The following is a 26259-nucleotide window of genomic DNA, read 5'->3' as shown; positions in this document are numbered from 1 at the left end:
GGTCTGCAATGAAACTGCGTAGTGATTCTTTTCAAGATCAGAGCGTGATTCCCGAGCGTCTGGCGTTTTGCCGTTACGACGCGCAATCGAGAGTCGCCTTGGCCGGTAACGCCAATCCGCATCTGGAATGGTCCGATGTTCCCGAGCAGACCCAATCCTTTGTGGTCATTTGCCACGACCCCGATGTCCCCAGTAAACCGGACGATGTGAACCAGGATGGGCGCGAGGTACCGGCGGATTTGCCTCGGGTGGATTTCTTTCATTGGGTCTTGATCAACATCTCGCCCGAGCTGCGTAGCCTGGCAGAAGGCTCTTATTCCAAGGGCATCACGCCACGCGGTAAAGCCGGTCCACTGGCTCTGGACGATACGCGCCAGGGCGTGAACGACTTTACCAACTGGTTTGCCAGCGACCGCGACATGAACGGTGATTACTTCGGCTACGACGGCCCGTGCCCTCCGTGGAACGATGCTTTGCCGCACCGTTATGTCTTTACGGTTTATGCCCTGGATATTGCCGAGCTGCCTTTGGAGGGTCGCTTCAATGGCCAGGACGTGTTGCGCGCCATGGAAGGTCATATTCTGGGTCGTGCATCCCTGACCGGCATGTATACCCTGAATCCCCGTTTGATCCAGCAATCCTGATTCCCCAGGGCGGACTGTTTGAGTTTTTTTCATATTCTCTTGAGTCCGCCTGCCGCCGCCTTACTTATTTCCATGTTTTTTGGGGTTTCTGCCACCAGAGACGTTTGTCTCGGTGGTTTGACGCGCTTCCGCGCTAAAATGTTGCTTTCTTAGTTTGCTACCACTTTATCCTTAGGAACCCTCATGTTTGACCGTTCTGCGACTCTTGACAAAGTTGATCCCGATCTTTGGGCTGCGATTCAAAGCGAAGATGTGCGCCAGGAGCAGCACATCGAGCTGATCGCCTCGGAAAACTACACCAGCCCCGCCGTGATGCAGGCCCAGGGCACACAACTGACCAACAAATACGCGGAAGGTTATCCTGGCAAGCGCTACTACGGCGGTTGCGAGTTCGTGGACGTGGTCGAGCAACTGGCTATTGACCGTCTGAAAGAGCTGTTCGGTGCGGAAGCCGCCAACGTGCAGCCCAACTCCGGTTCGCAAGCCAACCAGGGCGTGTACATGGCTGTGCTCAAGCCCGGTGATACCGTTCTGGGCATGAGCCTGGCAGAAGGTGGTCACTTGACCCACGGTTCCCCCGTGAACGCATCGGGCAAGCTGTACAACTTCGTATCCTACGGTCTGGACGAGAACGAAGAGCTGGACTACGACGAGCTGGAGCGCCTGGCCAAAGAGCACAAGCCCAAGCTGATCGTGGGTGGTGCTTCGGCTTACGCCCTGCGCATCGACTTCGAACGCATGGCTCGTATTGCTCATGAAAACGGCGCCTTGCTGATGATCGACATTGCCCACTACGCCGGTCTGGTTGCTGGTGGTGCTTACCCCAACCCCGTGCCTCACGCTGACTTTGTGACGTCTACCACTCACAAGTCCCTGCGCGGTCCTCGTGGTGGCGTCATCATGATGAAGGCCGAACACGAAAAAGCCATCAACTCGGCTATTTTCCCCGGCATTCAAGGCGGTCCACTGATCCACGTGATCGCTGGTAAGGCTGTTGCGTTCAAGGAAGCTCTGGCTCCCGAGTTCAAGACCTACGCTGCTCAAGTTGTGAAGAACGCTGACGTTCTGGCCCGCACTCTGGTTGAGCGCGGTCTGCGTATCGTGTCCGGTCGCACCGAAAGCCACGTCATGCTGGTAGACCTGCGTCCCAAGGGCATCACCGGTAAAGTGGCTGAAGAGGCACTGGGCAAGGCTCACATCACGGTCAACAAGAACGCCATTCCTAATGACCCAGAAAAGCCATTTGTCACCAGCGGCGTGCGTTTGGGTACTCCTGCCATGACCACTCGCGGCTTTAAAGAAGCCGAAGCGGAATTGACGGCGCACCTGATTGCTGATGTACTGGACAACCCTCACGACGAAGCCGTTTTGGCGGACGTTCGTCGCCGTGTACACGAGCTGACTGCCAAGTTGCCCGTTTACTCCTCCAAGTAATCCAGCCGGAGCGGGCCGTGAGGCCCGCGATCTTGAATGAAGTGTCCGTTCTGCCACCATGCCGATACCCAGGTGATCGACTCTCGAATCACCGAAGAAGGCGACGCCATACGGCGACGTCGTAAATGCTCGGCCTGTGAACGGCGCTTCACGACTTACGAGCGTGCCGAGCTGAGCCTGCCTGTTGTGGCCAAGCGCAATGGCACTCGTATGGATTTTGACCCCGCACGTTTGCGGGCGAGCATGGGCGTTGCGCTGCGCAAGCGTTCCATCCCCATGGCTCAGGTCGATGCCGCTGTGCAGCGCATCGAAGAAAAACTTCAACTGACTGGCGAGCGCGAAGTCTCCTCCGAGACCATAGGCGAGCTGGTCATGGCCGAGCTCAAGCAGTTGGACCAGGTGGCCTATGTGCGCTTTGCCTCGGTCTACAAGAGCTTTAAAGACATCCGCGAGTTCGTAGAGGCGATCGACGAAATGAACGATCCCGACCGCGGCTAAGGCTATGGTCGAGCAAGAAGACGTCATCTGGATGCGGCAAGCCCTGGAGCTGGCCGAGAAATCCCTTTATATCAGTGCCCCCAACCCGCGAGTCGCCTGCCTGATCGTGCGCGATGGCCAATTATTGGCTTCGGGTTCAACACAGCAAGCGGGTGGCCCTCACGCAGAAGTTATGGCCTTGCGCCAAGCCAAAGAGCGCGGCGTCAGTGTGGCCGGTGCGACCTTCTACGTCACCCTGGAGCCTTGCAGTCATCACGGGCGAACCCCTCCTTGTGCCGATGCGCTGATTAAAGCAGGCGCTGGGCGTGTTGTCTTTTCCATGTACGACCCCAACCCCTTGGTGGCTGGCAACGGCGTTTCACGCTTGCGTCAGGCGGGTATTACCGTAGATGGCCCCTTGTGCGTAGAGCAGGCGCTGGCGATCAACGCCGGTTTCTTTGCCCGCATGACACGTGGACGTCCCTGGCTGTGGATGAAGATGGCCGCTTCGCTGGATGGCCGCAGTGCCTTGCCGGACGGTCGCTCTCAATGGATTACCGGGCCGCAGGCTCGTGACGATGGCCACCACTGGCGTGCCCGCAGTTGCGTCGTGCTGACAGGCATCGGAACCGTGCATGCCGATAATCCCTTGATGAATGTGCGTGCGGTTTCTACGCCGCGTCCCCCGATCAAGGCGGTGCTGGACACGCATTTACGCATGGACCCGAAAGCCGCCTTGCTGGACGGCACGCCGTGCTGGGTATTCAGTCACCGTCGTGATCCCGAGCTGGAGGCGGAGCTGGCAGATCGAAATGCACAGGTTATTCCCATGCCCTTGCACGAAGGTCAGGTGGATGTGCGTGCCGTTCTGGACTGGATGACAGATCAACAGATCAATGAAGTCCATGCAGAAGCCGGTGCTCGCCTTTCCGGTGCCTTGATTGATGCGGGTGTAGTGGACCAATTACTGATGTACCTGGCCCCCAAAATCCTGGGGCAGGGGCGAGGCGTGGCCGATATTACCGAACTGGCCGGGCTGGACGATGTAGAGCCGTTTGAGTTTACCGATGTGCGCTTGCTGGGTGCCGACCTGCGCGTCCTGGCGCGCCAGCGCGATCATTGGGAAGCCTTGCTGCGAGCGGTGGGTGGAGCTTATCCGCCGGACTCGGAATAAGCTGTTTGTCCGCTTTACTGTTTAGTTGCTACTAATTAGCCGAAGAAAGAATTTGAGCACTTGCGTTACAAGGATAAGTGCTGCTATTATTATGGACTTGGCGTTAGCAGCTTCAAATTGCTTGGCCAAAAGAACAGTTAGGACAGGTGGCCGAGTGGTTGAAGGCGCACGCCTGGAAAGCGTGTATACGTTTATAGCGTATCGGGGGTTCGAATCCCCCTCTGTCCGCCAAGAATACTTCCAAAGCAGTTCAAAAAAGTCTAAAAAGCCCGTAGAAACAAGAATCTACGGGCTTTTTTCGTTCCGAATCAGTCCAAGGCTATCCAGCTAGAGCCAACACGTTTGTTGGTATTCTTGTTGGTATTTTGATGCTATCTTGCTGGTATCGACCAAAATACCAACAATTTCAGCTATGTCCCTGACTGATTTGACCGTTCGCAATGCAAAGCCAAACTCTCGTCTACAGAAGCTCTCTGATGGTCGTGGCCTGCAATTGCACATCACCACTGCAGGTTCCAAGCTCTGGCGCTGGGCTTATCGCTACGATAGCAAGCAGAAACTGATGGCCCTGGGCATCTATCCTGATGTATCGCTGGCTCAAGCGCGCCAGGCTGCTGATGAAGCACGTAAGTTGTTGGCCTCGGGCATTGACCCGATGGAGCAGCGTAAAGCGGATAAGAACAATCCAGAAAAGACGGTTGAGAACACGTTTGAGATTATTGCTCGGCAATGGTGGCAGCACTGGTCACCTGCCCGTAGTGCTCGACATGCAGAATATGTCATTCGGCGTCTTGAAGCGGATGTGTTCCCTCTTTTAGGTGGTCGCCCTGTCAATGAAATACAGGCACCCGAAGTGGTGAAGATGATCAAAACCATCGAAGAACGCGGTGCTCTCGACATAGCAAAGCGATCATTGCAGACCTGTGGTCAGATTTTTCGATATGCCATTGCACACGGATACGCAATCCGTAACCCCGCTACGGATATTCGCCCGGGTGATGTCCTTACGACACGCAAGAAACAGAACTATGCACGTGTGGATGCAAAGGAACTGCCAGGCTTGTTGAGGCATATTGAGGTCTACCAAGGCAGTAGCGTGACTCGCTTGGCCATGAAGTTGATGGCAATGACCTTTGTGCGTACCAGTGAGCTAATTAGTGCTCGTTGGGAAGAGTTTGATTTGGATACGGCGCGTTGGGATATTCCCGCTGAGCGTATGAAGATGAAAATGCCTCATGTTGTGCTGTTGTCACGCCAAGCTGTCCAGTTACTTCGTACTTTGCACACGCTGACGGGGCATCGTGAACTGTTGTTTCCTGGTGAGAGGAAACATCAAAAGCCCATGTCGAATAACACCATTCTGAAAGCATTGGAGAGAATGGGGTACAAGGGGCGAATGACCGGTCACGGATTTCGGGGTATTGCTTCAACTGTGCTGCATGAGCATGGTTGGCCTCATGAACACATTGAAATGCAACTGGCACACCAAGAGCGTGATGATACGAGTGCTGCCTATAACCACGCGCAGTACCTCAAACAACGAGCCGAGATGATGCAATGGTGGTCAGATTATCTAGAAAAGTGTAATGCAGAAGAACCTGTAAGTAAGTTGATGAGGAAAGTAGCGTAGAACACTGCGACATTTTAGGTAACAGAAAGAAGGCCCACCTCAGATCGAGCCTTCCCGAGTTGCCTTATTGACGATCGATTTTCCTAGTAATTGGATCTGCCAATATAAGAATGACTACCCAAGGCTTCCCAGTCCAGGTTTTTTTATCGGTCGGCACTGAACGAACAGGCTCGTATTAGGAAATATGTAGATGTGTCGACTTAGATTTGATCTGACAGACGCTGCCAGATCTATCGGGCAAAAAACGACGCAGAGCGGACGTTCGATTTGGAAAGCCCGATGGCTGCCCCGCAGCGGTTGTCGTCTTTTACATCGCTGAACTCATTGCCCAGAAGAGGTTGTTCAACTTTCAAGGTGGGGCGACACTGAGTGGTTAGGGAGGAGCGGAAAGATTCCGGACGAACTCGAATAGCCTCAGTCGTTGAGCTCGGTGGGCGCTGCTCATCTTTTACATCGCGGGTGTTGGCTTGCCCGATGGGGCACCAATGCTGTCGTTGATCGACGATGTCATGCTTGCTTAGGCTCAGACTACGAGTTACTGCAGCAAGGCTGCGCTGAAGTTGAGCACTGACAGTCCAGCCTTGATAAGTACAAAAGGGACTCTACAGAGCGCATGGCCTGACGCAGCGCTAGAGCGAACAAGCTCTTGTTTGTTAGATAAAACTGGCTGGCTGCATTGAAGAAACTCAAGCTGCGTCCGCGTTTGCCGTTGGAGTCACCAAAGGACTGCACATACATGTCAAGCCAGAAAGTCAGTGAACCCCGGGTTTTTAGTGCAGCACTGTAGCTCTTCCTATTCGTTGTTCGGTAGCGGGACTTGGGACGAAACTGCTCGCCTATCTCCCAGGCCGACTGCTAGTACGCGGTGGTTTGTGCAACAGCGCCCCAGACAAGCAAAGTGTTAAGATGAAGAATTTACAAATAGTATCTGAAAAATGCGACTATTCGTCATTTCTGACTTGCATCTTGGTGGGCGTCCACATACCGACTCCGCTGCCATGGGGTCACAAATTTGCCAAGCGTACCTTGAGCTGACCAGTTTCATTGACTGGGTTCGCGAACAGGCGCAGGGGGCAGGATCTGTCGAGTTGGTTATCAATGGAGACATCGTCGACTTTCTGATGGAAGATGATTGCGACGATTCGGAAGCGGCGTCACCTTGGACGCCAGACGAGTCACTTGTTCTCAAAAAACTAAAGCTCATAATTAATCGAACTAAAAGTGATACGGAATATGGACCTTTCGATGCCATGGCAGCCCTACTAGCCGCAGGTCAAAATCTGACGTTTCTGTTAGGTAATCACGATATCGAATTATCTCTGCCGGCAGTGCGACGTTATTTGGAATACGAATTAGGCGGAGCTGGGCGTTTTAAGTTTATCTATGACGGAGAAGCGTACGTGAAGGGCGATTTGCTTATCGAACACGGCAATCGCTATGACAGTTGGAACATCATAGACCACAGCGCATTGCGGCAAGAGCGTTCCATGCTTTCACGTGGACTGGGAGGGCGAATGCAGCAGCGCACATCGGGCTCATTTACGCCCCCACCTGGATCGTTTATGGTGATCAAGGTCATCAACGAGATCAAACGAAAATATCGATTCGTCGATCTTCTCAAGCCGGAGACAGAGGCTGTACTTCCCATCTTGTTAGCGTTGCATCCCAAGCTTCAGCACGCACTGCAAGCTGCATTGCAGGCTGGCTACAAATGGACAAACAAATTCATCACTTCTGCTGAGCCATCCAATGCTGGCCAACTATCGGCTCAAAATCAAATTGCGATGCCTACGCTTGCGACAACCCTACAAAGGGTAGTTGGCGCTGAAGCCGCTGTGAAATACGCTGTGCAGACCACGAACGGTGGAGAGCTCAGTGCTGCAGATTTATTGAGTAACTTGCGAGAGCTCGGTGCAAATATAAAACAATTCATTGGCGGAGAGGCCGGTCTTTTTTCTGATCAAACTGCAGGTGTACGCGATGAACTTCTTCGTATTGGGCTAAATGCTTGGCGAGGTGAACTGTCTCGCGATGAAGAACGAGAGGTTTCGCCATATCGCGACGCTGCGATGGAACTCGTCACCAAAGGTAAATTCAGCTGCGTAGTGTTTGGCCACACTCACTTACCCAAAAGGGAAGTTATTCCCTTAGAGGGACGTTCCGCTATCTATATAAATACTGGAACCTGGACAGACACAATGCAGGTTCCATTGAGTTTATTGGAGCCTGGCGCAACTGCTAGCGCTGATTTTCGTAGTTTCTTAAGCGACCTTAAAGAGAATCGATTAGAAAAATACCTTGAGCGTCGATTGTCTTATGCGGACATCACGCTTGATAATGATCGCGTCGTAAGCGCAGAACTCAAACACTATGAGATCCCAGAATGATGTTGGCACGCAAAGTCGCTCGCTTAATGGCGGGTGCCGAGCACCAGGGCTCGGCTTGGTTAATCTGTGGAGAGTATGCATTGACTGCCCTTCACTGTGTGCAAAGTGACGACGGGTTAGCTCGTGCTGACTTATCTCTCGTTTTTCATGGCTCGTCACAGTTTCAGTCGCTTCACCTAAAGGTCGAAATCCTAGAGAAGGCAGAGTGTATTGATGTCGCGCTTCTCAAACTGAAGACGCCGATCACCGACCTCGGCAACGTCATAAACCTATCGCGCGGAGCCGTCGAATCAAGTGATGAACTGGCACTGCACGGTCATCCAGCAGCAGCAGCGTCCTCATCACAGGGAATTAGCGTATTTTGCACCGTTACCGATCCAATTCATCCCTATTTGGGATCGAAAGGTACTCTAAACGTCAACACAATTTTGATGTGCTCTGAAAGCACGACGCCAGCGTTGTCATGTGGTCAACCAACAAGCGGCTTAAAGGGAGCGTCAGGAGGTGTTGTCGCAAGAAGGTCTGGTGACGACTCCGAAAGTGCAATCGGCCTTCTAATTGAGGATTCACTGAGTGGAAATGCTCTCCACGCAGTACCAATTGTCGAAATCGCTAGATGTTTTCCGCAGGTTCAGGCCGCACTCGAAAGATCCTCTCATGTAGACCGTAGGTCCCCTCGCATCCTTCTGCGTGTAGGAGAGTTGGGACGAGTCCAATGGTCCGGCTCACTCGCTCCTACAGAGATTAGTACGCTCTGGGATATAGATGTATCGAAGCAAGGCGTCTTGCGAATCTTGGTCATGGCAAAATTGCGCGACCTCGGATCGCTAGACGATGCCCTGGTTCGGCTTAGCGCGTACGCAAATCTGAAATCGCTTAGAGTACCAGATCAAGATGCTTGGTTGCGCCGACTGCAGTTGTTAATAGACTCACATCGAGGGCCGGATAAATCAATTACATTCGACACCAGTTCCAATGAGGAAGATTGCCCGAGCGCCTGGCAAGACTTTGATAAGGATCAATTATCTAACCTGATTCATCAGCAGCTTGATCGGAAGCTATTGGATTGGCTGAGCGACGAATTATACGAATGCCTTAGGAATGGTGGAGCCACGGACATTGGCGACGTGATCGAGCATAATCTTAGTAATGCGATGTGGAGTCGTTGGATAAACTGGCAAGCAGCGCTTGATAACGACACTGAATTGCTCAGGCATTTTCTAAGCAGAGTATTTGATGTTGATGCAAACGCGCCTATTGCCAATTCAAATTTCGTAAGCATCGGGTTCTGCGAAAGCGTGCGCAAACAACTGTTACTCGCTACTCTCTTTGCTTTAGCGCTGGATGCTGCAGGCATTTCTACTTCCCCAAAAGCTCGGGATATCGGAAATCTTGATGTTGCAGCACAATCTGGTCACACATGTGGCATTTCGAAGCGCAGCCAACAAGATCTTCGGCGATTTGCTACCTCACTTGATTGGAAGTCTGACGTAGTATTCCTTCCATATCTTCAGTCGTCCCTGCTCCACCTCTACATGAGATCCATATCCATGACTCGAACAGAGGGGACAGAGGATCATTCTGTCACCCAAACACTTCCTATTGCCTTCACTGCTGAGGACGCCTTTTTGGACGCACTTGTGCTAGGGGCTAAGGGCGTACGCGATTTCTATGAGCAACAACGCGCAGAAAGAGATTCGCGTTTGTCAGCCCTGGTGCTGCCAAGCAGAACGGAGCCGCTAAATGCTTGAATCATTCGATCGTCTCATCATGAACGCTGCGAAGGCAGCAGGCTGCACTAGGGTTGTTAAAGAGGCGAGCACGCCAACAATCTGGCTAGATTTTCACGCGGTTTGGACTAGCGCTCTACCTACAGAGTGTAAGCGCCAACAGGTATTAGATGCCGTCGATGCGTTGCTAAACAATGTGCTTGAGATGCGTAAATCCTTGAAGGCTACACCGTCGAGCGACCTATATGTCATGTTGGTCGCACCATATGGAAGCGCAGACAATTCGGAATGGAACACATTAGCTGCCGAAATTGAACGGGATGACAGATTGGCCCGAAAGCACGTGTGGCTTCCTGATGACGCGGGCAAAAATTTTGATGCTTTCATTGAAACCACATTCCTCGCACGTCCATGGACAGTCGAAGGTAACGAGCAAGCCCGAGCGGACGCTTTGCATCTGCTTACAAAGCAAGTGTCAATTCCAGCGGGATGGCAAGATGTTTTGCTAGACGACGATCTACAGGGCGAAGACTTAGTTCGAAAATTATTGAGCATAGAAATGGGACAGGCATCATGAGTGGCGTCTATCTTGAAAAACTAAAAATCAAAGGCTTTCGTTCGTACAAGAGCGAAACAGACCTCACTTTCTCAGCCGGTCCTGGGCTTACAGTTATCGTCGGGCCGAATGGCCTCGGAAAAAGCACTTTATTCGATGCCATAGAGTGGGGACTTACAGGGGAACTGCGCCGCCTTAATGGAATGGATGCAAAGGTAGCTGAAAAAAAAGCCGCGCTCGGTGAGAAACCTGAAGTGCAGCTGTGGTTCAGTGACTCTGCACACGTCTATCGAAGTCTAACCATGGGCACGATTAAGAATGTTGGAGCAACAAAAATTGAAGATTGGCTCACCGCAGAACAGTGGCGAGGCGTAAGTAGCATTGCAGACTGCTTGCAACTCACTCACTTTTTAGGACAATCATCGCGCCAGATGTTTGTTCACCTCGACGGAAAGCAGCGATGGGGACTATTAGAAGGACCTGCCGGCCTGCAGTCGCTCTGGAAAGTTCAAAGTACTTTAGGTAGAAAACAGACCGACATAGGTTTTGATCGAGTGCGGGAGGGGTTTGCTCGTGAGCAAGCCAAGCTTGAAGAAGAATTGAGCTTCATCGAAGGCCTCCAGGAGCAGTTACGCTCGAAACGCGAATTGGAGCGAGCCGATGATATTTTGGCACCTGAAGAGATATTAGCGCGCGGTCGGAGCATAAGCGAAGAGCTAATAGCAGAGCTGAGAGCAGTAGCGCCCTCTCAACCAGATTCCGATATAAGCGGCAATGACGTTGATGGATTTTTGCAGCGTATGCGCATGAATCTTGAGTTGGCCCAGCAGAACCTAGCGAACCAACGTGCGCAACTGGCACAATGGCCAAACCTGGCGCGGAATTATGCGGACACGATAGTAAAACAAGCGTCACTAAGTCAAGAAAAGGACTTGGCAACAAGAGAGTTTGAGGCAGCGGATGCTAAAGTATCGATGGTGATAATCCAAGCTACAGCAATCCGCGCCAAACATCAGTTGCTTGTTGATGAAAATTCCGCGCAGCAAACAGCTCGTAATACCATCGTTTCCGAAATCGAGCGAATGCGTCAAATCTCAGCAGCGGATGTGAGACTTGAAACCGCAAGACAAATTTCGATCAGTCTAGCAAAAAAACACAGTGAGCTAACCCAGTTACTTGCAACTAACCGGGCTCTATTAGAAGCAGTCGAACTTCAACGCAGCAGGCAAACCGCATTAACCGAGCAAGTCACGTCGCTGAAAGCTAGTCTTACAAAAGCCGAAAGATTGCTGAACGAAAATGCTACCCGACGCGTCGCACGGCTTGAACTTGTTTCGCTTCCTTCGTCCCTATCAACCCTAGCAACGTCGATAAATGACGAGCGTCAGGTGCTGGCGCGACTTGAGGCCGACGAAAAGTCTTTGAATCTAGAGAAAGATGCAGCACTAGCTGTTAGTAACGCTATTGCAGCTGGTGTAGCGCAGATTGCATCAGTACTCCGCGAGGAAGACTGCGTTTGTCCTGTTTGCCAAACAACGTTCACAGCCACTGGCCGTCTAAAGGAACTCGCAGCGCGACAAGCAAACGAAGCGGATCAAAGGCTAGCAGGTATCGAGGAGAGAATATCGCAGCAAGCCGAAAAAATTCAAACAACTAAGCAGAAGCTCTTTGATCTAAACGCCAACGTTATTCAACTGAAGCAGAGGCATAAAGACCTTACCACATTGGTTCTCGAGGCTGACCGATTGGAAAGCACGCTGCGTGGCATACCTCTTTTGTCTGACCTGGAAATTGAAGAGTTTATTCCTACGTTGACCACATCGCTGGAGAAAAATCAGGATGCGGCCAAAGCGTTGATCGCATCTATCGCTTTGAACCCGGAGGCTAGTGCGGTTCGTGCTGATATCCAATGGCTTAGCAATTTACAAATTGAGATGACTTCTGAGCAAGAGAAAACGGCTGCAGCTATCGCGGATTTGGAACGAGAGCTCAAGCAGCTTCGAAATATCGCATCATCTGGGAAGACTGAAGAGCAATTACAGGCTGCCGTGCTTGAGCATGATTCCGCTCTAATTAGGAGTTCTGAAAGCCTCTTAGAATCCCAGGAAAAACTCGATGAGGTAAATGGGAGTGAAGCAGTATTGAAGGCAGCCTTAGCCGCAAAGAAAAAGCTGGTGGCTGAAATAGAAGAAAAAATATCCGCGCAGCTTCAATACGAAAAAGAATTGGCTGAGCGCTGGACTAGACAAGGGTACACAGGTCTTCCGATGCCATTAACTGTGCAACGTATCGATGAGTCTCATTCAGATAGCGACATTCGTCTTCAGCGTATTTTGCAAGAGCACAGCACGTTATTAGAAGGACGGCGCCGCTACTTAGCACACGTGGATCTTCAGAGAATTGAAGCGAGTTTGGAAGCTCTGTGCGAGAAAAACGAGGTGAAAGATATTGACGGCGCAATTTTGAAGATAAATGCCGAACTGGCCGCCCTAAAAAAACAGCAGGACTCGTTATCAGATATTCAGCAAAAGCGGACTTACCTGCTCAGCCAATTGACCCAAAAGGCAGAAGACATTCGCAACTCGGTCAGTAAGCCGCTCAATTTAAACACCGAAAAATTCTGCGCGGCCCTGATGTCGGATCGCAACTACCCTGTTAATTTGAATGCGGTTGCCAGTGCGACTACGGCTCAAGCGCTCCTGAGCTTCCAACCGGATGAGAGCGGCAAGGCCAAAAATCCATTGCTATATATGAGCGAAGGGCAACTCGCTGCAACAAGCCTTTGTCTCCTATTTGGAGCTTCTGCAACTTATCCGTGGAGCAGGTGGAAAGGTCTCTTAATGGATGACCCATTGCATCATAACGACAGTATTCATGCCGCTGCGTTTATCGATGTCGTCCGCAATCTCATCAGCTCCCGAGACTATCAAATTATCGTTTCAACACACGATATGGAGCAGGCAGGATACTTCCTTCGGAAGTGCCGTAATGCGGGTATTAATGCTCGATACCTTCACTTATATGGCCGTGCCGAAGATGGCACGGCACTTGTGCATAGCGCATAGCGCTGGTGCAGATTGGCTAAACTGCTGCTCAACGACAGCCGATGTGCTAGGTCCAATCCTGCGCACACTCCCTTAACCTATCAGGGGGGCGCTCGGTTTAGACGCGATGCGGCGGCTGTTGGATGGCATCGCTCACTGTCTTTTACTCATCAGCGCGTGCGTGATGGTCCACGGCTGTACCGTGATGGAAGGATCTCGACACTCCGCAAGGCTGCTCGCGCCTCTATGCGTTCACACAAGATGAGAGGGGACGAAATACTAAGCGCCGTTGACCGAGGTATGGTAGATAAACAGTCGCAGAGAAGCCGTTGATGAATTTTTGCACTCAACCTCTACCAGCTATCGAAATCAAAATAGCCGTTGGCCCATACTAGCCTTGTGTTTTTTCAACTTAAGAGGATTCAAACACGAAGTAGCCAGCACATTTACGGCTCATCATGAGGTCTTGATAGTGAGCTAGTCAGTTAAAAACTGAGAACAAGATAAATGCCCCTACGAACCAAATCCACCACGGAATGATCCATTTAGAATTGTTCTTGCTATTTCCTTGCTTGTATTGCGTTGGGCTAGCAGATAAACGGTTATGACTTGAAGGACTTGGCCCCGTTGCCGTACTCCCGGAAGACTGTTGACGCATATTGGCGAGGATCTGTTGATTTGGCGTAAGACTCGGAGCTGGAGGGAGCACTGGTTTTGTATGTTTTTTTGAGCTTGCACCTTTAATAGTGCGGAGTAAATCGCTGTTAGACCTGTTGGTGAACGTGCCCGCATTATTTTTTAGAATTTTTAATCGATATTGCGCATCAGCCTCTGTCAGTCGAACAATGTGCGAGGTCGCAGCTGCAGAAATAGCAATATGTTCGTATTTGTATTTCGGGTTTCGATAAACTGGCTCAACTAACCCCTTGATGGTCACCCATTTTCCAACCCAAGCTGCTGTCGGCACGGTGCCTCCTTTGTCTAGCGCATCACTCCATATATTAATTTTCACGCAGCGCCCATTCCAATGCGCAAAATTCACAAAAACATATGGTTTTCCCTTTCCTCTACCATGCCTCCCAATGGCACGTTTTACGTCTACGATACGGCCAACTAGCTCTACCATTTGGCCAATGTGCTGCGCGAATGCTGAGTAATCAGTGGCCTCCAGAACGGGATACTGACTAATATAGCTAACCGAACTCTGGGGTTGACTCTTTGGATGAGTGAACTCTTGCGGAATATTCTTCGCATCGAGAAAATCGGTGAGCAAGGGAGTCTGTTGATATGTTGCACGACAAACAGCCGCAAAATTTTTGCTGTCTCTAGTCAGAGAAGAGATCTTCTCCAGCATTGAGAATACTGTCGAGGCTCCAGGGTCGGCATAGTCATTTGCACGAAACAAAATAACGCCAGCACCGCTATTTGTTGCGCTCCATAACGATGGGTTTTCACACAATCCACGCAGTGCAAGGTTCAGAGCTATGAAAGAAAATCGATCCAATGAGCCGTCGAACTGGTTTGCATCACGGCGAGGATGCTGATAATCACGATGCCCAATTTCAGAGCTCCCGAGTGCAGCAATTCCCGGCACGAACATTCCGTCATAATCGATCAACTGAATCCGTCGGCCGTCGTCAGCCACCATCAGGTTGCCTTCTTGGATATCTCCGTGCGCAATACCTTGCTGCACAAGATACGCCGACAATTGTGATAATGAATTCAACAGATTTGTAAGCGCAGATTTATTCGCGTAATTAGCTTCGATAAACTCTCCAAGTGTTTCACCGGATGCCCACGCCATTTTGACTAATGGATAAGATTGCCCATTAAGCAGTACTCCTTGCGGTTGAAATTCGAAATCGACAAAATATGGAGAAGCTAGTGCTTTAAGCGTCTTGGAAATAGCAGCATATCGCGCCTCTAGCCCCTTGGCTTCTCGATGGAAGCATCGAACGGCATTTTTACTCGAGCCAACCTCTACCGCGTAGGTTAATGCGAATCCGCCAGAAACCACGACCGGCAATCCTAGCCCGGATGTACGAATGCGTCCTGATTTCAGTTCCGGATCAAGGAAAACTGTTTGTGGATGCTGAAGAGCCTCTTGGTATTGTTCTAATGTGGGATAACCCATATCTACTACTCCAACCCATCATCAGCATCTACGGCGATGCGTAGAACAGTTGAGTCATCCAGACGCATAGACTTATCTTGGCGTCGTGCAATTACCAGGTGTTCAAACTCATCGCTAGTCTTTACGGCTGCGAGGGCTGAAAATGCATCGTCTTTAGTAAGTAACCAATGGCCCACAGCATCAGTGACAAGCAGGATATGATCACCTGGTTGTATCGACCAAGTCCTGCTGCTAGTTTTGAAAAAGTTAGATGCCCCTATAAACTTATTAGCACTTGGAAGCGTTGATAAAAGCTGAGGGCGTGCGTCGAATTCATCGCCGTGCTCAAACGGAAATGAAGCTAGCACTTGTTCATTGCGCATGTGAATGGCAAGGCTGTCACCAATCGCTAGCACCTCAGCACTAGCTTTATCAGGTGCTAGCTCCAAGCCTAATAGCGTGGCAAAACTCCCTCGTTCGAAAGCGGCATACTTAGACCACGAAAGTGATGAGAAGTCCGAAGATTCACGATACTCTCTAATCTTATCCTCCACCCATTGCACACTTACAGCCTGATTGAGAACATAAGCTCTGGTTAACAATTGCGCCCATGTTTTAGAGTCATAGGACTCGGAAGCTCCATCTGCAAGAGCAATACGGGTGTCACTCAACGCGTAGGCATCTTCATTTAAATCGCCACGCTGCAGGTCTTTAGCGACAGAGGAGGCCAAATCAACTCGCAGTCGCATTCTAATTACCGTAGCTGGGCCGGGCGTGTTCCGATATCGAAGAAATCTACGATTTCTGCGGCATCGGCATTAAAGACGTAGCCGCGCGATTCGCTAGAAACCATCCGCCCTTTTTCCTGTGCAAGCTTAACTAGATGCTGCGGTAAGGTGCTCGACATCCTGTAAAGTAGCTGGGCGTATCGGTCAGGCAACCCTGCCTCGCCGGCTGGAAACGAAATCGGAGATGCCGCTAACGAACTGACGTGTAAATTGAGCAGAAGAACATTGCCGTCATTAGTTTGAAATTGACGAAGAGCATCTGCAAGTTGTTCTGGATCACCATCTGTCGACTCGCCATCAGTGATATGAAGAACCGTGGGGGGATAACTATTTGGGTGGCTGTCGCACCAGGCAGCCAGTTCTTCTGCTGCCATTGTGATAGCAGCACACATGGGCGTACCGCCGTTCGCTTCTGGTTCAAACCATACAGGGAACTTAATTGATTGTTCCACAATGCCTCCCGCACCATCATCAATTTTGCGGCGACGCTCCTCTACACGCTTTGGATTAGCTTCTAGTGCCGAGACTGGATTCAAAACTCTCTGGGAGAGTACACCCTGCAGAGCATTATGGGCACCACCAGCACCGTATCCGATTACACCAATGTCAAAATAGTCGCGCACTCCATCTGCCTTTGCGCAACGCGTTATCAACTGCATCAAGGTTTTGTTCAGAACGTCAGCAACGATTTGAGCTTTTGTTCGTTCGGAATCAGCCATTCGATCGCCCATTGAGGTTGACTGGTCCACAATAAACAAAAGCGCAGTAGGGTCCGTGCGCTGGATAGGTGCTTGGTAGGGCATTAGATCTCCTTTAGGTACCAATTTTTTTCAATTGAATCGTAACAGAATGCCCGTGGCAGTGTAGAGATGTTCAGAGGTCGGAAGGTTTTCCATAACCAGTGAACCAGAAAATACTTGTTCCCGTCTTACTTACATTCAAACTAAGACCATTGGAGAAGTCATTACTAGTCCTCACACCTTTAACGAGGAAATTAATTTTATTTCCTCAGTCGTTTATGGGTAGCTAAAAGGGTAAGCCCAGAAAAAAAACCGAATCCTAAATTTTTTCAGACCTATATCACTTTGATGAAGCAGGCAGCGATGCCTGCTTTTTTGCTGTCATTTCAGCGCATCAAGGAGCATCTCTATGTCTGAACCTAATACCCCTAGGCCATTTCCAGGTCTAGGGCATGGCTCTACGCCGCCACTCCCTTGCCCTCGATGTGGCTCTCCTCATATCCACGATAAAAACTACGGCAGTCGCTTAGGCGGTGTCATCAGTATCTGTACTGGCGTCATGCAGTCGCTATCAGGCATGAGCAAGGGGGCGTATCTTGGCGCAACAGCCGCTTATCACCTTCCCACATCTAATCCTGTTAGCCGTCTCACCACTGCCGTACTTGGCGCATTGGTGGGAGGCGCTGTGGGCTGCATTACTGGCGCAGCCTTGGGTCAAGCCATTGACCAATTCCTTCTAAACAACTACCGCTGCTTGCGTTGTGGCTATTCCTTTCAATCTCTGTAACATTCTCTAAGGAGTATTCATCATGGCACATCATGTTGAACAAATGGCCTATGTTGGCCTTGAACCCTGGCATGGCCTAGGCAATAAACTGTCAGCTAACCAGCCTATTGAGGTTTGGCAAAAACAAGCTGGTATGGACTGGCACATCAAGTCTTCACCGGTTCAGTTTTTGGATACGGTTGATGACACTCAAAGCCGTCTGATCACCTTTCCCCAAAGCAGAGTCTTGTACCGGTCTGATACGCAAGCACCACTTTCAGTCGTCAGTCAACGATATCAGGTTGTGCAACCTCGTGACATCCTAGAGTTCTACCGTGATCTGACGGAAGTTTCTGGCTTTCAATTGGAAACGGCAGGTGTCCTTAAAGGCGGTAAGAAGGTCTGGGCGTTGGCTCGGACTGGACACTCAGCCACTATTCAGGGCAATGATGTCACCAACGCCTATGTCTTGTTAGCAACGGCATGTGACGGCACGCTCTCTACAACAGCGCAATTTACCGCTGTTCGTGTCGTGTGCAACAACACCCTTGCTGTATCCATCGACGACAGTAAAGGAGCCGTTAAAGTACCTCATAGCACCGCATTTGATGCAGAAGCGGTTAAGCGTCAGCTTGGTATCTCTGTATCTAGTTGGGATACGTTCATGTACCGCATGAAGGTATTAAGTGAACGTAAGGTCAAAGACTCTGAGGCAGAGGGCTTTGTTCGACTGCTCTTTACTGATGCACGTCAGGATACGACCAGCAAGCCTAATGAGTGGGCAATGTCCAAAGTGCTGGCACTGTATAACGGTAGTGGCCGTGGGGCTGAACTAGGTTCTGCTCATGGTACTGCGCTGGGGCTACTCAATTCAGTTACTGAGTTCGTTGACCACGAACAACGCGCCCGCAATACCGACTACAGGCTTGATTCTGCCTGGTTCGGGTTAGGTGCAGCACTCAAGCAAAAGGCATTGGATCGCTCTTTAGCGATGGTGGCATGAGTCCTTTTTGAGCGTCAACGTCATAAGGCCCAACAGGTTCATTCCTGTTGGGCCTTATGACGTCTTATGAGGCCAAATGATTACTTCTTCGGTTTATCTAACTCCCGGAAGAACTCGGACGGTTGAAGCCCCAAGGTCTCAACAATTTTCATAATGCTGATGAGAGTGGGGTTGTGCTCACCTCGCTCAATACGCCCCATATAGCTTCTATCTATGCCACAGGCATCGCCAAAAGCCTCTTGGGAGTAACCAAGGCTCTTCCTACGCTGTCGAACTACTGCACCGAAGGCAAGGAGCAGCGGTATCTTGTTCTTAGATGGTTTTGATGTAGTCATTTTTCCATCTTGCTAGATGGGAAGATGAATCACCACGGCACATTTATACACGGATTATTAGTACACGGCATATATATCCCTTTTTTGGTACGATAAGCCCTGCAGAGCTATCCATGCTCTATCCACCATGCTCCTACCGAAAAGGTTGTCTAATGAAATTGAGAAGTTTTTTTCAAGTCCTTGGCTTTCGCGGAAAACCCAAGCGTTATGGTTCCATTGTCAAAACTTTCAATTTCGACTGGCTTCCATATCCTATCCATTACGCCCAGTGGCTACATCCAAAAGAAACCGCCAAGTCTATTAGTGCTGCCGAAGTGAGCGACTACAAGAAATTTTTAAGCAAGGGCGACTTCTGTGTCGACATTGGTGCTCATTCGGGTGATTCTGTCTTACCTATGGCCGTCGCTGTTGGCAACGAGGGGATGGTTCTGGCCTTAGAGCCAAACCCCTACGTATATTTTCTACTTGAAAAAACGACTCGCCTAAACAGGGATACCCTTAACATTTTTCCGATCATGGCTGCTGCTGCACATGCAGACGGCTATATGACGTTTGAGTATTCTGACTCGGGCTTCTGCAATGGAGGCCGCCATGAAGGGATATCGAAATTCAGACACGGTCATGCTTTTAAGCAGGAAGTGGTGACCATCAATCTTACTGATGAGCTTAAACAATGCTTTAGTAGGGAACTGCCTCGCCTGAAGTTTATTAAGGTAGATACTGAGGGCTTTGATCTTCAAGTGTTGAAGTCTCTGAGTGAAATCATTGATCAGTACCGTCCTTACATCAAAGCCGAGGTCTACACAAAACTGACTCGGGATCAACGAGAGCAACTCATGAGCTTCTTTTTGGAGCGTGGCTACGAAATCTACAAAGTGACCGAAGAAGCTATGCAAGGCCCTAAGCTGACGCTGACCGACGCTATGAAATGGCGAAACTACGATATTTTTGGCATCCCTGCCTGAATTGGACAAAATGGCAGGCGCAGCCGTCAGACATAGCGGGTGATTGCTTAGCTGTTAAGACACAGACTGTTATCTCAACACCATAAAGCCCAACAGGTTAATTCCTGTTGGGCTTTATGCTTTTATGGAGCCAAATAATGAGTCCTGCTATTCATACCAGGCAAAACAAGCCTGCCTCTCGCCCCGCATTGAGGCTAGTTAAAACCAATACCTTGTCTCGCGACGAGTGGTTAGCTGTCCGTAAACACGGCATAGGGGGATCGGACGCTGCTGCTGCGGTAGGGCTAAGTCCCTACAAGAGCCAGCTCGAACTCTGGATGGAGAAAACAGGCAGAGGTACAGACCTACCTAAGCCTGACCCACGCGATACGGCGGAGCCTGTTTATTGGGGCACGCTGCTGGAGCCCATTGTGGCCGCTAGCTATACCCAACAAACAGGCAGGCGTGTTCGCAAGGTCAATGCGGTACTGCAGCACCCCGACAAACCGTGGATGCTGGCTAACCTTGATCGGGAGGTCATTGGTGCTAGTGATGTTCAAATTCTGGAATGCAAGACTGCAGGTGAGTTCGGATCTCGTCTATGGCGCGATGGTGTGCCAGAGCATGTACAGCTACAAGTGCAGCACCAACTGGCCGTAACGGGGAAACGAGCTGCAGATATTGCTGTGTTGATATGCGGTCAACAACTGCAAGTGCATCGTCTCGTTCGGGACGATAGCTTGATTGCCAGGCTTATGCTCCTAGAAGAACGCTTTTGGGAATACGTCACAATCGACACACCACCGCCAGCAGATGGGTCAAACTCAGCAGCTACTGCCTTGCAGTACCTCTATCCTCAAGAGAAGAGCCAGACTCTGGACTTCAGCCAGGACTGTCAAATGTCTGCACTCTTTGCTGATCTGCAAGATGCCCGATTTCATGCTGGCAAGTATCAGAAGCTGGAAGAGCAATACAAGCAGCAAATCCAGCAAGCTGTGGGCGATGCAGGTAAGGCCATCTTTGAAACGGGAGTGGTCTCTTGGAAGCGTAGCAAAGACAGTACTCTCCTGGACGCCAAACGCCTCCTTGCTGATATGCCTGAATTGCAGCAGCAATACAGCATGACGCGATCTGGTAGTCGTCGCTTTCTGGTTAGTGCCTGATGCTGCCAATCACCTTTCCCATATTCCTCTCTTTCCCCTTCATGCCCACTGTTACCTCAGTGGGCTTTTTTTATGGAGTTCGACATGATTAAAGGTCTATCAATTACCCCACCTGTACTTGGCCGTATCTCTATCGGCCGTGTGGTAGAGCGCAATGGCAAGCGCCTGCCTGAAAAGGATGATCAATTCACAATCACCAGCCAGATTCAAACAAAAGAAGGCTGGCTAGCTCATCCGCTGGACGAGGCCTTACGCCAGAACAGTCCTAATGGAAAGTTGCGGTCTATCCCTGTTTCGCTGCTCTTCAATGATCCAGGGCTTAACCTTCGGGCTGAGTATTCTCTGTTTGACCGTAGCACTGGCAGACCCATGTGTGTTGGCAATGGGGAAACGTGCAGACGGGTGACAACTTCAGGCATACAAAGTTTGCCTTGCCCTGCAACTGATAGTTGTGAGCTGGCAAAAGGCGGGGCATGCAAGCCTTATGGACGGTTGAGTGTGAAGCTGGGTGAGGATGATCAGTTAGGCTCGTTCATCTTTCGTACCACTGGCTACAACAGCATTCGCACCTTGGCTGCTCGTCTACATTACTTCAAAGCAATATCAGGTGACTTATTGTCGTGCATGCCGTTGGAGCTTCGTCTACGAGGGAAAAGCACCATCCAGTCTCGGGGTACGCCGATCTACTACGCTGATCTGACAGTACGTGAAGGGATGACACTTGAAGAGGTCTTAGAGCAAGCTCGACAAGTCGATCAGTGGCGAACAGCAATAGGATACGACCAGCAAGCGTTGGACGACATTGCTCGTGAAGGCTTTGAGAATGGTGCCTTTGAGGATGATCCAGACGAAGCCCAAGAAGTCGTGGCTGAGTTTTATTCGGAACAGCCTCCCAGAACCTCAATCTCTACAGCCAAACCCTCATTAAGTGACAAGCTTCAAACGAAAGTTGCTGATGCTGAACCGACCAACCGACAGGCCTGTTTGTAGTTGTAGCAGGCTTTTTCACCAGGAGAATATCCATGATTATTGCATTGGCTACGCTTGGCTTCCTCGTGGCAGTTCGCCAAGTGTATCTGCATTTTCGCTATGTTCATTCACTTAAAACAGAGAATACTTGGTTGCGGCACTATTGGAAGAACTCTATGTAAAACAAAGCGTGATTGCTGCGGATTAAGCAAAAAAAAACGACACTCTTTAATGACATGAGTGCCTCTGTGCGCGGCTGGCCTTGATGGGAAATAGTCCAGGGATGGCGCATGGGTACAGACAGCATAGAGCCATAGGAGGAGGGAACTAAGTTGCAAGGAGCCAGTAGCCGCCATGGGAACTAACTATTTCTCTGCTTAATACATAGATCCTAATAGCTCTGGTTTCTACGGTTTTTCTGGGGCTATTTTTTTAACTTATTGATAACATTGAGTAAGCTCTCTGCTGGGATATACCGCCTGCTACGAGTTTAAAAATGGATATGTAGCAGGTTGGATATAGAAAATTCTCACAACAATCTACAGTGATGGCTATCGAAACTACTCAAAGGAGTTAGATATGACGCCAAGTACTGGCCCTAAGCGAATTGTCCGCCTCAAACAACTCAGCGCCATCATTGGCCTGGGTAAATCCACTGTTTATGACTACCTAGACCCTAAATCCCCAAGGCATGATCCGACTTTCCCAAAGCCTATCAAGCTTGGCGCATCAGCGGTGGGATGGCTCGAAGAGGAAATTAATGGATGGCTTGATCTGAGAATATCCATTTGTAGGAAAGAGGGGTAAAGGAAGTGTCCTTTGGACACTAACTTTCAGTTCTAAAGATCGTTGCAAAAACTCATGAATCATTGGACTAGCGAAAAATACTTCAAGAAAACATAAAGGATTTTTTTTAGAGTATTTAGGTATTTATGTTATTAGAGTTTTCTATTGATGTTTTATGATTAATAGCTAATTGTTCTTTGTGGTTGATATGGATAAAGCAATAAGAGCAATGATGAGTTATGTACAGCTCAGAAAAGAAGGGTTTTATCAGCCAAGAGAGCTGATTTAAGTATGAGGTTCGAACTTGAAAATTCGTGATGAAATAGGAAAAGCACTGCAGGCTTCAGGCGTTACCTACATTGGTGATAATGATGACATAGTAGTCTATCTCCTTTGTGAGGAAAGGAGCTTGCTCGGTGCTATACGAGAAGTAGAAATTGCTACCAAAGAGGTCTTGGATTCTGATCGTAATTTATACGAGGTCAGATCAATCGGAAATAACAAGAGGCATCAAAAGGTTCAATCAAACAGGCTTGGCAACGATGTGATGGAATTACTTATGCTGGATTCAAGAGAGTTTTCCAGGCTTTTTCCTCTCTGTGAGTTCAATCCGTATTTGAAGCTTTTTTTTGACCATAGTGATCGAGTGGATTGGTTGGAGTTGTTAAGGATGCATTTGGATAGCAGACACCTAATGCCTAATGAGACGTTAAAGCTGGTTACAGGGCTGAACAAGTTTGTTGCTGCAATACGTAGCGAGGCAAGGGCGGAGCAATTCAAAAAGAGAATAAGTAATTTTGAGAGATCGGCCAAAAAGAACACCAAGAGTCTTGAGGGGTACATTGATGCCTTATTTGAAACCTACTCCAAGCTGAATGTACTTAGACTTGATTTGGCTTATATGGGGGAGTACGGGGTGAAAGGTGGTGGTAAAGAGGTAACCTATGGCGAGGCCAGACGGCACCGAGAAGTCTTCATAAGAACGTTGTCTGGGTACTTGTCAAAGACTCTTGCCAAGGAATGCATGGTTGGCTTTGCTTGGAAGCTAGAGTACGGTTTGAGAAAATCGTGGCATTACCATGTAATGATTTTTCTCAATGGACAAGTCACCAGAAACGATATTGGCATTGCCAAGCTGATCGGTGAGTACTGGAGCTCTGTGGCGGAAGGGAAAGGATTGTATTACAACTGCAACGCTTATAAAACGCAGTACAAGAGTTGTGGAATAGGCTTAATTGACTATCGCAATACGAAAATGCGACAGGGGTTGGGCAAAGCCGTGGTTTACATGACCAAAACTGATTATTACGTCAAGGTGCAGACTCCTGACAAGGGTCGTACCTTTGGACGAGGAGTGGCCCCCAAACGTAAACTCCGGGGCAGACCCCGGGCTACTGCGGGCAAGGGTATTAAGTGCCGTCGCTTACATTTGTCCGATTTGAATACCAGGCATTCTTGAGCATCAGAACTGGACTCTGGGCGCATAAGTAAAAATCTATGCTCGCGCTGGCATCAGATCAAGTCAGGTATAGGGATACTATTTTTTTGCTGTTTCGTTGAATACTGCGCGAATTTCAGGCTCTCGGAGCCATTCAAGGAGTCTACGAGTCAGATTGATTGACGACTGGTCAGGCTCGAGTTTCTCTCGCAAGGCCTTTATATCTGGCTCTAGGGCGGTAACCGCAGCGGTCAGAGTGGGCCACCCGCCTTCTGGTTGCTTTTCTTTGAGTAACCGCATCAGCTCTTTTTTCAAAGGCTCAATATATTTTTTTGCCTTTTCACGGCCGCCTTCTTGAGCCACTGCGCGGCGTTGCAGTGCGCGCTTCTCTTTGTTGTAACACGATTTAGCGTTTTCTTGAGCCTCTAGGTAGTGTTGAGAAGCTGCTGCTGCGTACTGTTCGGCACCAGCGGCAGTGCCGTGTAGGAGCCTCAAATCAGCACCAATGCGATAGATGCATGCCCGTATAACGAAAGAGAGATAATGCTCGCAAATCGAGTCATCCTCTTGGATAGAGCTAGGGCAATGGAAATAGTTGTAGTTTGTTTCGTTAATGAGTTCGTTGAGCCTTGCTGCTAGAGTGTTTGCGGTAGAGACACGGAGCTTGCCTAAAGCAGCATCTTCTATCTCGTCATTCCATATGCCTTTTTTCAGAGCGTTCTCTATTTTTGAGGCCTTCTTAGTATCTTCTCTTTCGATACGCAGAACGTAAGTTATGTCTTCGCTTACATAATACTCGCTGTCACTTAAGCCGTTGCTATTCTCAAGTGCTTTAGAGAGTTCTGTTTTAATTGAGGTGTAATCTTTCTCGAAGATAGCATGTTTGGGGAAATTCTTGGCAATGTCCTCAAAAAGGGCTTTGAGCTGGCTGTGAGTGGGGGGGTAATCCCCCCATTTTTAACGTGAGTCAGAAGTAGGGGTTAAGCGGCCATGGCCAGCCGCTGAATGGGTGTGAATCCGCCCAAGGCCATGTTTGGGCGTTCGTGATTGTAAGTCCAGAGCCATTGGGTGGCGAAGTCCTGCACCTCCTGTATGGATTCAAACAGATACTGTCCAAGCCAGTCGTAGCGCACCGTCCGGTTATAGCGTTCAACATACGCATTCTGCTGTGGCTTGCCGGGCTGGATATGCTCGATGCGAATCCCTTGCTGTGCTGCCCAGTTCAGCAAGGCTGCACTGATATATTCCGGACCGTTGTCGCAACGAATGGCAGCGGGTCGCCCCCGCCACTCGATCACCTGCTCCAGGGTACGGATCACCCGCCCGGCAGGAAGCGAGAGATCAATCTCCATCGCCAGTCCTTCGCGATTGAAGTCGTCGATCACGTTTAGCAGGCGGTAGCTGCGCCCATCCGCCAATTGGTCATGCATGAAATCCATCGACCACGTGGCATTGACTTCTCCGGGCACGGCCAAGGGCTCTGGCCGCTCACGCACGATGCGCTTCTTCGGCTTGATGCGCAGGTTAAGTTCCAACTCCCGGTAAATCCGATACACCCGCTTGTGGTTCCATGGGTAGCCCTTCACATTGCGCAGATACAGAAAGCACAATCCAAAGCCCCAGTTACGCTGATTGTGCGTCAGTCGAATCAGATGGTCGGCAATCTCTTCATTCTCTGCTGACAGAGCAGCCTGGTAGCGATAGCAGGTTTGGCTGATACCAAAAGCGGTACACGCCAGGCGAATGCTTACAGCATGTGTATCCACGGCGGTTTTAGCCATCTCACGCAGGCGAGATGGCTTCACCATTTTTTTGCGAGGGCCTCCGCAACGATTTCGGCTTTGAGCTTCTCTTCGATGTACATCTTCTTGAGCCGGGCATTCTCGGCCTCCAACTCTTTCATCCGCGCCATGAGCGAGGCGTCCATACCACCGTACTTCGATCGCCATTTATAAAACGTCGCCGAACTGATCCCCAGTTCACGGCACAACTCCGGCACCGTAACGCCACGCTCAGCCCGTTTCAACGTCTCGATGATCTGGCTGTCACTGAATTTCGATTTCTTCATGCAGAACTCCCTCTAACGAGAAAATTCTACTTCTGAATACGTTTGTTTTACGGGGGGATTACCGGGGCGT

Annotated in this window: 22 protein-coding genes and 1 tRNA gene; 16 read left to right on the top strand and 7 right to left on the bottom strand. The window is 49.9% G+C overall.

Annotated elements, in window-relative coordinates; translation table 11 throughout:
* The first annotated feature begins 8 nt into the window (after positions 1 to 8).
* From NBV64_RS15785 to NBV64_RS15760, 6 genes are all read left to right on the top strand, one after another.
* A complete protein-coding gene (locus NBV64_RS15785) occupies positions 9 to 644 on the top strand; it encodes a YbhB/YbcL family Raf kinase inhibitor-like protein (protein WP_009460679.1) in 636 nt (211 codons plus the stop codon).
* Between the two features lie 183 nt (positions 645 to 827).
* Complete coding sequence (glyA, locus tag NBV64_RS15780; protein WP_009460681.1) at positions 828 to 2078, top strand: serine hydroxymethyltransferase; 1251 nt, start codon at positions 828 to 830, stop codon at positions 2076 to 2078.
* A gap of 36 nt (positions 2079 to 2114) precedes the next feature.
* The gene (gene nrdR / locus NBV64_RS15775; protein ID WP_003801815.1) at positions 2115 to 2576 is read left to right on the top strand and encodes a transcriptional regulator NrdR; all 462 of its coding nucleotides are present in this window, start codon (positions 2115 to 2117) and stop codon (positions 2574 to 2576) included.
* A gap of 4 nt (positions 2577 to 2580) precedes the next feature.
* Entirely contained in the window at positions 2581 to 3729 is a 1149-nt protein-coding gene (ribD, locus tag NBV64_RS15770) for a bifunctional diaminohydroxyphosphoribosylaminopyrimidine deaminase/5-amino-6-(5-phosphoribosylamino)uracil reductase RibD (protein ID WP_009460683.1), read from the top strand.
* A gap of 140 nt (positions 3730 to 3869) precedes the next feature.
* Positions 3870 to 3960: transfer RNA gene (locus NBV64_RS15765), tRNA-Ser, on the top strand.
* Positions 3961 to 4141: 181 nt separating this feature from the next.
* Positions 4142 to 5359 (top strand): tyrosine-type recombinase/integrase, encoded by a 1218-nt coding sequence (locus NBV64_RS15760; RefSeq protein ID WP_250756123.1) that lies wholly within the window; start codon positions 4142 to 4144, stop codon positions 5357 to 5359.
* A 528-nt stretch (positions 5360 to 5887) separates the two neighbouring features.
* Here NBV64_RS15760 and NBV64_RS15755 read toward each other — a convergent pair.
* Positions 5888 to 6199 (bottom strand): transposase, encoded by a 312-nt coding sequence (locus tag NBV64_RS15755; RefSeq protein WP_274984804.1) that lies wholly within the window; start codon positions 6197 to 6199, stop codon positions 5888 to 5890.
* A 95-nt stretch (positions 6200 to 6294) separates the two neighbouring features.
* Between NBV64_RS15755 and NBV64_RS15750 the strand changes: the two genes are divergently transcribed.
* Genes NBV64_RS15750 through NBV64_RS15735 form a run of 4 tightly spaced genes read left to right on the top strand, consistent with a single transcriptional unit; the run spans position 6295 to position 13097 of the window.
* Entirely contained in the window at positions 6295 to 7746 is a 1452-nt protein-coding gene (locus tag NBV64_RS15750) for a metallophosphoesterase family protein (RefSeq protein WP_250756122.1), read from the top strand.
* Positions 7743 to 9497: an ABC-three component system protein gene (locus tag NBV64_RS15745; protein ID WP_250756121.1), complete on the top strand. Its 1755-nt coding sequence runs from the start codon at positions 7743 to 7745 to the stop codon at positions 9495 to 9497. The genes NBV64_RS15750 and NBV64_RS15745 overlap by 4 nt, the downstream gene beginning before the upstream one ends.
* Entirely contained in the window at positions 9490 to 10053 is a 564-nt protein-coding gene (locus NBV64_RS15740; protein WP_250756120.1) for an ABC-three component system middle component 1, read from the top strand. The genes NBV64_RS15745 and NBV64_RS15740 overlap by 8 nt, the downstream gene beginning before the upstream one ends.
* The gene (locus NBV64_RS15735) at positions 10050 to 13097 is read left to right on the top strand and encodes an AAA family ATPase (protein ID WP_250756119.1); all 3048 of its coding nucleotides are present in this window, start codon (positions 10050 to 10052) and stop codon (positions 13095 to 13097) included. Before NBV64_RS15740 ends, NBV64_RS15735 begins: the two co-directional genes overlap by 4 nt.
* Positions 13098 to 13557: 460 nt before the next feature.
* Here NBV64_RS15735 and NBV64_RS15730 read toward each other — a convergent pair whose 3' ends face one another.
* Genes NBV64_RS15730 through NBV64_RS15720 form a run of 3 tightly spaced genes read right to left on the bottom strand, consistent with a single transcriptional unit; the run spans position 13558 to position 16780 of the window.
* Positions 13558 to 15210: a serine/threonine-protein kinase gene (locus tag NBV64_RS15730; RefSeq protein ID WP_250756118.1), complete on the bottom strand. Its 1653-nt coding sequence runs from the start codon at positions 15208 to 15210 to the stop codon at positions 13558 to 13560.
* Positions 15211 to 15215: 5 nt separating this feature from the next.
* Entirely contained in the window at positions 15216 to 15938 is a 723-nt protein-coding gene (locus NBV64_RS15725) for a PP2C family serine/threonine-protein phosphatase (protein WP_250756117.1), read from the bottom strand.
* Positions 15939 to 15943: 5 nt separating this feature from the next.
* Positions 15944 to 16780: a vWA domain-containing protein gene (locus NBV64_RS15720; RefSeq protein WP_250756116.1), complete on the bottom strand. Its 837-nt coding sequence runs from the start codon at positions 16778 to 16780 to the stop codon at positions 15944 to 15946.
* A 746-nt stretch (positions 16781 to 17526) separates the two neighbouring features.
* Here NBV64_RS15720 and NBV64_RS15715 point away from each other — a divergent pair.
* Positions 17527 to 18486: a DUF932 domain-containing protein gene (locus tag NBV64_RS15715; protein WP_250756115.1), complete on the top strand. Its 960-nt coding sequence runs from the start codon at positions 17527 to 17529 to the stop codon at positions 18484 to 18486.
* 80 nt (positions 18487 to 18566) lie between these two features.
* Here NBV64_RS15715 and NBV64_RS15710 read toward each other — a convergent pair whose 3' ends face one another.
* Positions 18567 to 18821 (bottom strand): helix-turn-helix domain-containing protein, encoded by a 255-nt coding sequence (locus tag NBV64_RS15710; RefSeq protein ID WP_250756114.1) that lies wholly within the window; start codon positions 18819 to 18821, stop codon positions 18567 to 18569.
* Between the two features lie 152 nt (positions 18822 to 18973).
* Here NBV64_RS15710 and NBV64_RS15705 point away from each other — a divergent pair, with 152 nt between their 5' ends.
* The 5 genes from NBV64_RS15705 to NBV64_RS15685 all read left to right on the top strand — a co-directional run bounded on the left by NBV64_RS15705 (position 18974) and on the right by NBV64_RS15685 (position 24142).
* Positions 18974 to 19786 carry an FkbM family methyltransferase gene (locus tag NBV64_RS15705; RefSeq protein ID WP_250756113.1) on the top strand — a complete coding sequence of 271 codons (813 nt, stop codon included), beginning with the start codon at positions 18974 to 18976 and terminating at the stop codon, positions 19784 to 19786.
* 137 nt (positions 19787 to 19923) lie between these two features.
* Positions 19924 to 20928, top strand: coding sequence for a YqaJ viral recombinase family nuclease (locus NBV64_RS15700; RefSeq protein ID WP_250756112.1), 1005 nt, complete (start codon positions 19924 to 19926; stop codon positions 20926 to 20928).
* Between the two features lie 84 nt (positions 20929 to 21012).
* Complete coding sequence (locus tag NBV64_RS15695) at positions 21013 to 21918, top strand: recombination directionality factor (protein ID WP_250756111.1); 906 nt, start codon at positions 21013 to 21015, stop codon at positions 21916 to 21918.
* 558 nt (positions 21919 to 22476) lie between these two features.
* A complete protein-coding gene (locus tag NBV64_RS15690; protein ID WP_250756110.1) occupies positions 22477 to 22704 on the top strand; it encodes a helix-turn-helix transcriptional regulator in 228 nt (75 codons plus the stop codon).
* 283 nt (positions 22705 to 22987) lie between these two features.
* Complete coding sequence (locus NBV64_RS15685) at positions 22988 to 24142, top strand: YagK/YfjJ domain-containing protein (RefSeq protein WP_250756109.1); 1155 nt, start codon at positions 22988 to 22990, stop codon at positions 24140 to 24142.
* 78 nt (positions 24143 to 24220) lie between these two features.
* Here NBV64_RS15685 and NBV64_RS15680 read toward each other — a convergent pair whose 3' ends face one another.
* Both NBV64_RS15680 and NBV64_RS15675 read right to left on the bottom strand, forming a co-directional pair.
* Positions 24221 to 24616: a hypothetical protein gene (locus tag NBV64_RS15680; protein WP_250756108.1), complete on the bottom strand. Its 396-nt coding sequence runs from the start codon at positions 24614 to 24616 to the stop codon at positions 24221 to 24223.
* 485 nt (positions 24617 to 25101) lie between these two features.
* Positions 25102 to 26189, bottom strand: a protein-coding gene (locus NBV64_RS15675) for an IS3 family transposase (protein WP_131111629.1) whose coding sequence is annotated in 2 segments (ribosomal slippage) — positions 25102 to 25928 and positions 25928 to 26189 — 1089 coding nt in all. Because the reading frame shifts where the segments join, the coding sequence is not laid out codon by codon here.
* Between the last annotated feature and the right edge of the window lie 70 nt (positions 26190 to 26259).

This window comes from Alcaligenes sp. DN25 (assembly GCF_023674485.1).
Taxonomy (GTDB): domain Bacteria; phylum Pseudomonadota; class Gammaproteobacteria; order Burkholderiales; family Burkholderiaceae_B; genus Alcaligenes; species Alcaligenes phenolicus.
Note: the sequence above shows the minus strand (reverse complement) of the source record. Positions and strands in the feature narration are given on the sequence as shown.

Coding starts and splice junctions, on each gene's coding strand:
- NBV64_RS15785 (WP_009460679.1), top strand. CDS start 9: ATGAAACTGCGTAGTGATTCTTTTCAAGATCAGAGCGTGATTCCCGAG.
- glyA (WP_009460681.1), top strand. CDS start 828: ATGTTTGACCGTTCTGCGACTCTTGACAAAGTTGATCCCGATCTTTGG.
- nrdR (WP_003801815.1), top strand. CDS start 2,115: ATGAAGTGTCCGTTCTGCCACCATGCCGATACCCAGGTGATCGACTCT.
- ribD (WP_009460683.1), top strand. CDS start 2,581: ATGGTCGAGCAAGAAGACGTCATCTGGATGCGGCAAGCCCTGGAGCTG.
- NBV64_RS15760 (WP_250756123.1), top strand. CDS start 4,142: ATGTCCCTGACTGATTTGACCGTTCGCAATGCAAAGCCAAACTCTCGT.
- NBV64_RS15750 (WP_250756122.1), top strand. CDS start 6,295: ATGCGACTATTCGTCATTTCTGACTTGCATCTTGGTGGGCGTCCACAT.
- NBV64_RS15745 (WP_250756121.1), top strand. CDS start 7,743: ATGATGTTGGCACGCAAAGTCGCTCGCTTAATGGCGGGTGCCGAGCAC.
- NBV64_RS15740 (WP_250756120.1), top strand. CDS start 9,490: ATGCTTGAATCATTCGATCGTCTCATCATGAACGCTGCGAAGGCAGCA.
- NBV64_RS15735 (WP_250756119.1), top strand. CDS start 10,050: ATGAGTGGCGTCTATCTTGAAAAACTAAAAATCAAAGGCTTTCGTTCG.
- NBV64_RS15730 (WP_250756118.1), bottom strand. CDS start 15,210: ATGGGTTATCCCACATTAGAACAATACCAAGAGGCTCTTCAGCATCCA.
- NBV64_RS15725 (WP_250756117.1), bottom strand. CDS start 15,938: ATGCGACTGCGAGTTGATTTGGCCTCCTCTGTCGCTAAAGACCTGCAG.
- NBV64_RS15720 (WP_250756116.1), bottom strand. CDS start 16,780: ATGCCCTACCAAGCACCTATCCAGCGCACGGACCCTACTGCGCTTTTG.
- NBV64_RS15715 (WP_250756115.1), top strand. CDS start 17,527: ATGGCACATCATGTTGAACAAATGGCCTATGTTGGCCTTGAACCCTGG.
- NBV64_RS15710 (WP_250756114.1), bottom strand. CDS start 18,821: ATGACTACATCAAAACCATCTAAGAACAAGATACCGCTGCTCCTTGCC.
- NBV64_RS15705 (WP_250756113.1), top strand. CDS start 18,974: ATGAAATTGAGAAGTTTTTTTCAAGTCCTTGGCTTTCGCGGAAAACCC.
- NBV64_RS15700 (WP_250756112.1), top strand. CDS start 19,924: ATGAGTCCTGCTATTCATACCAGGCAAAACAAGCCTGCCTCTCGCCCC.
- NBV64_RS15695 (WP_250756111.1), top strand. CDS start 21,013: ATGATTAAAGGTCTATCAATTACCCCACCTGTACTTGGCCGTATCTCT.
- NBV64_RS15690 (WP_250756110.1), top strand. CDS start 22,477: ATGACGCCAAGTACTGGCCCTAAGCGAATTGTCCGCCTCAAACAACTC.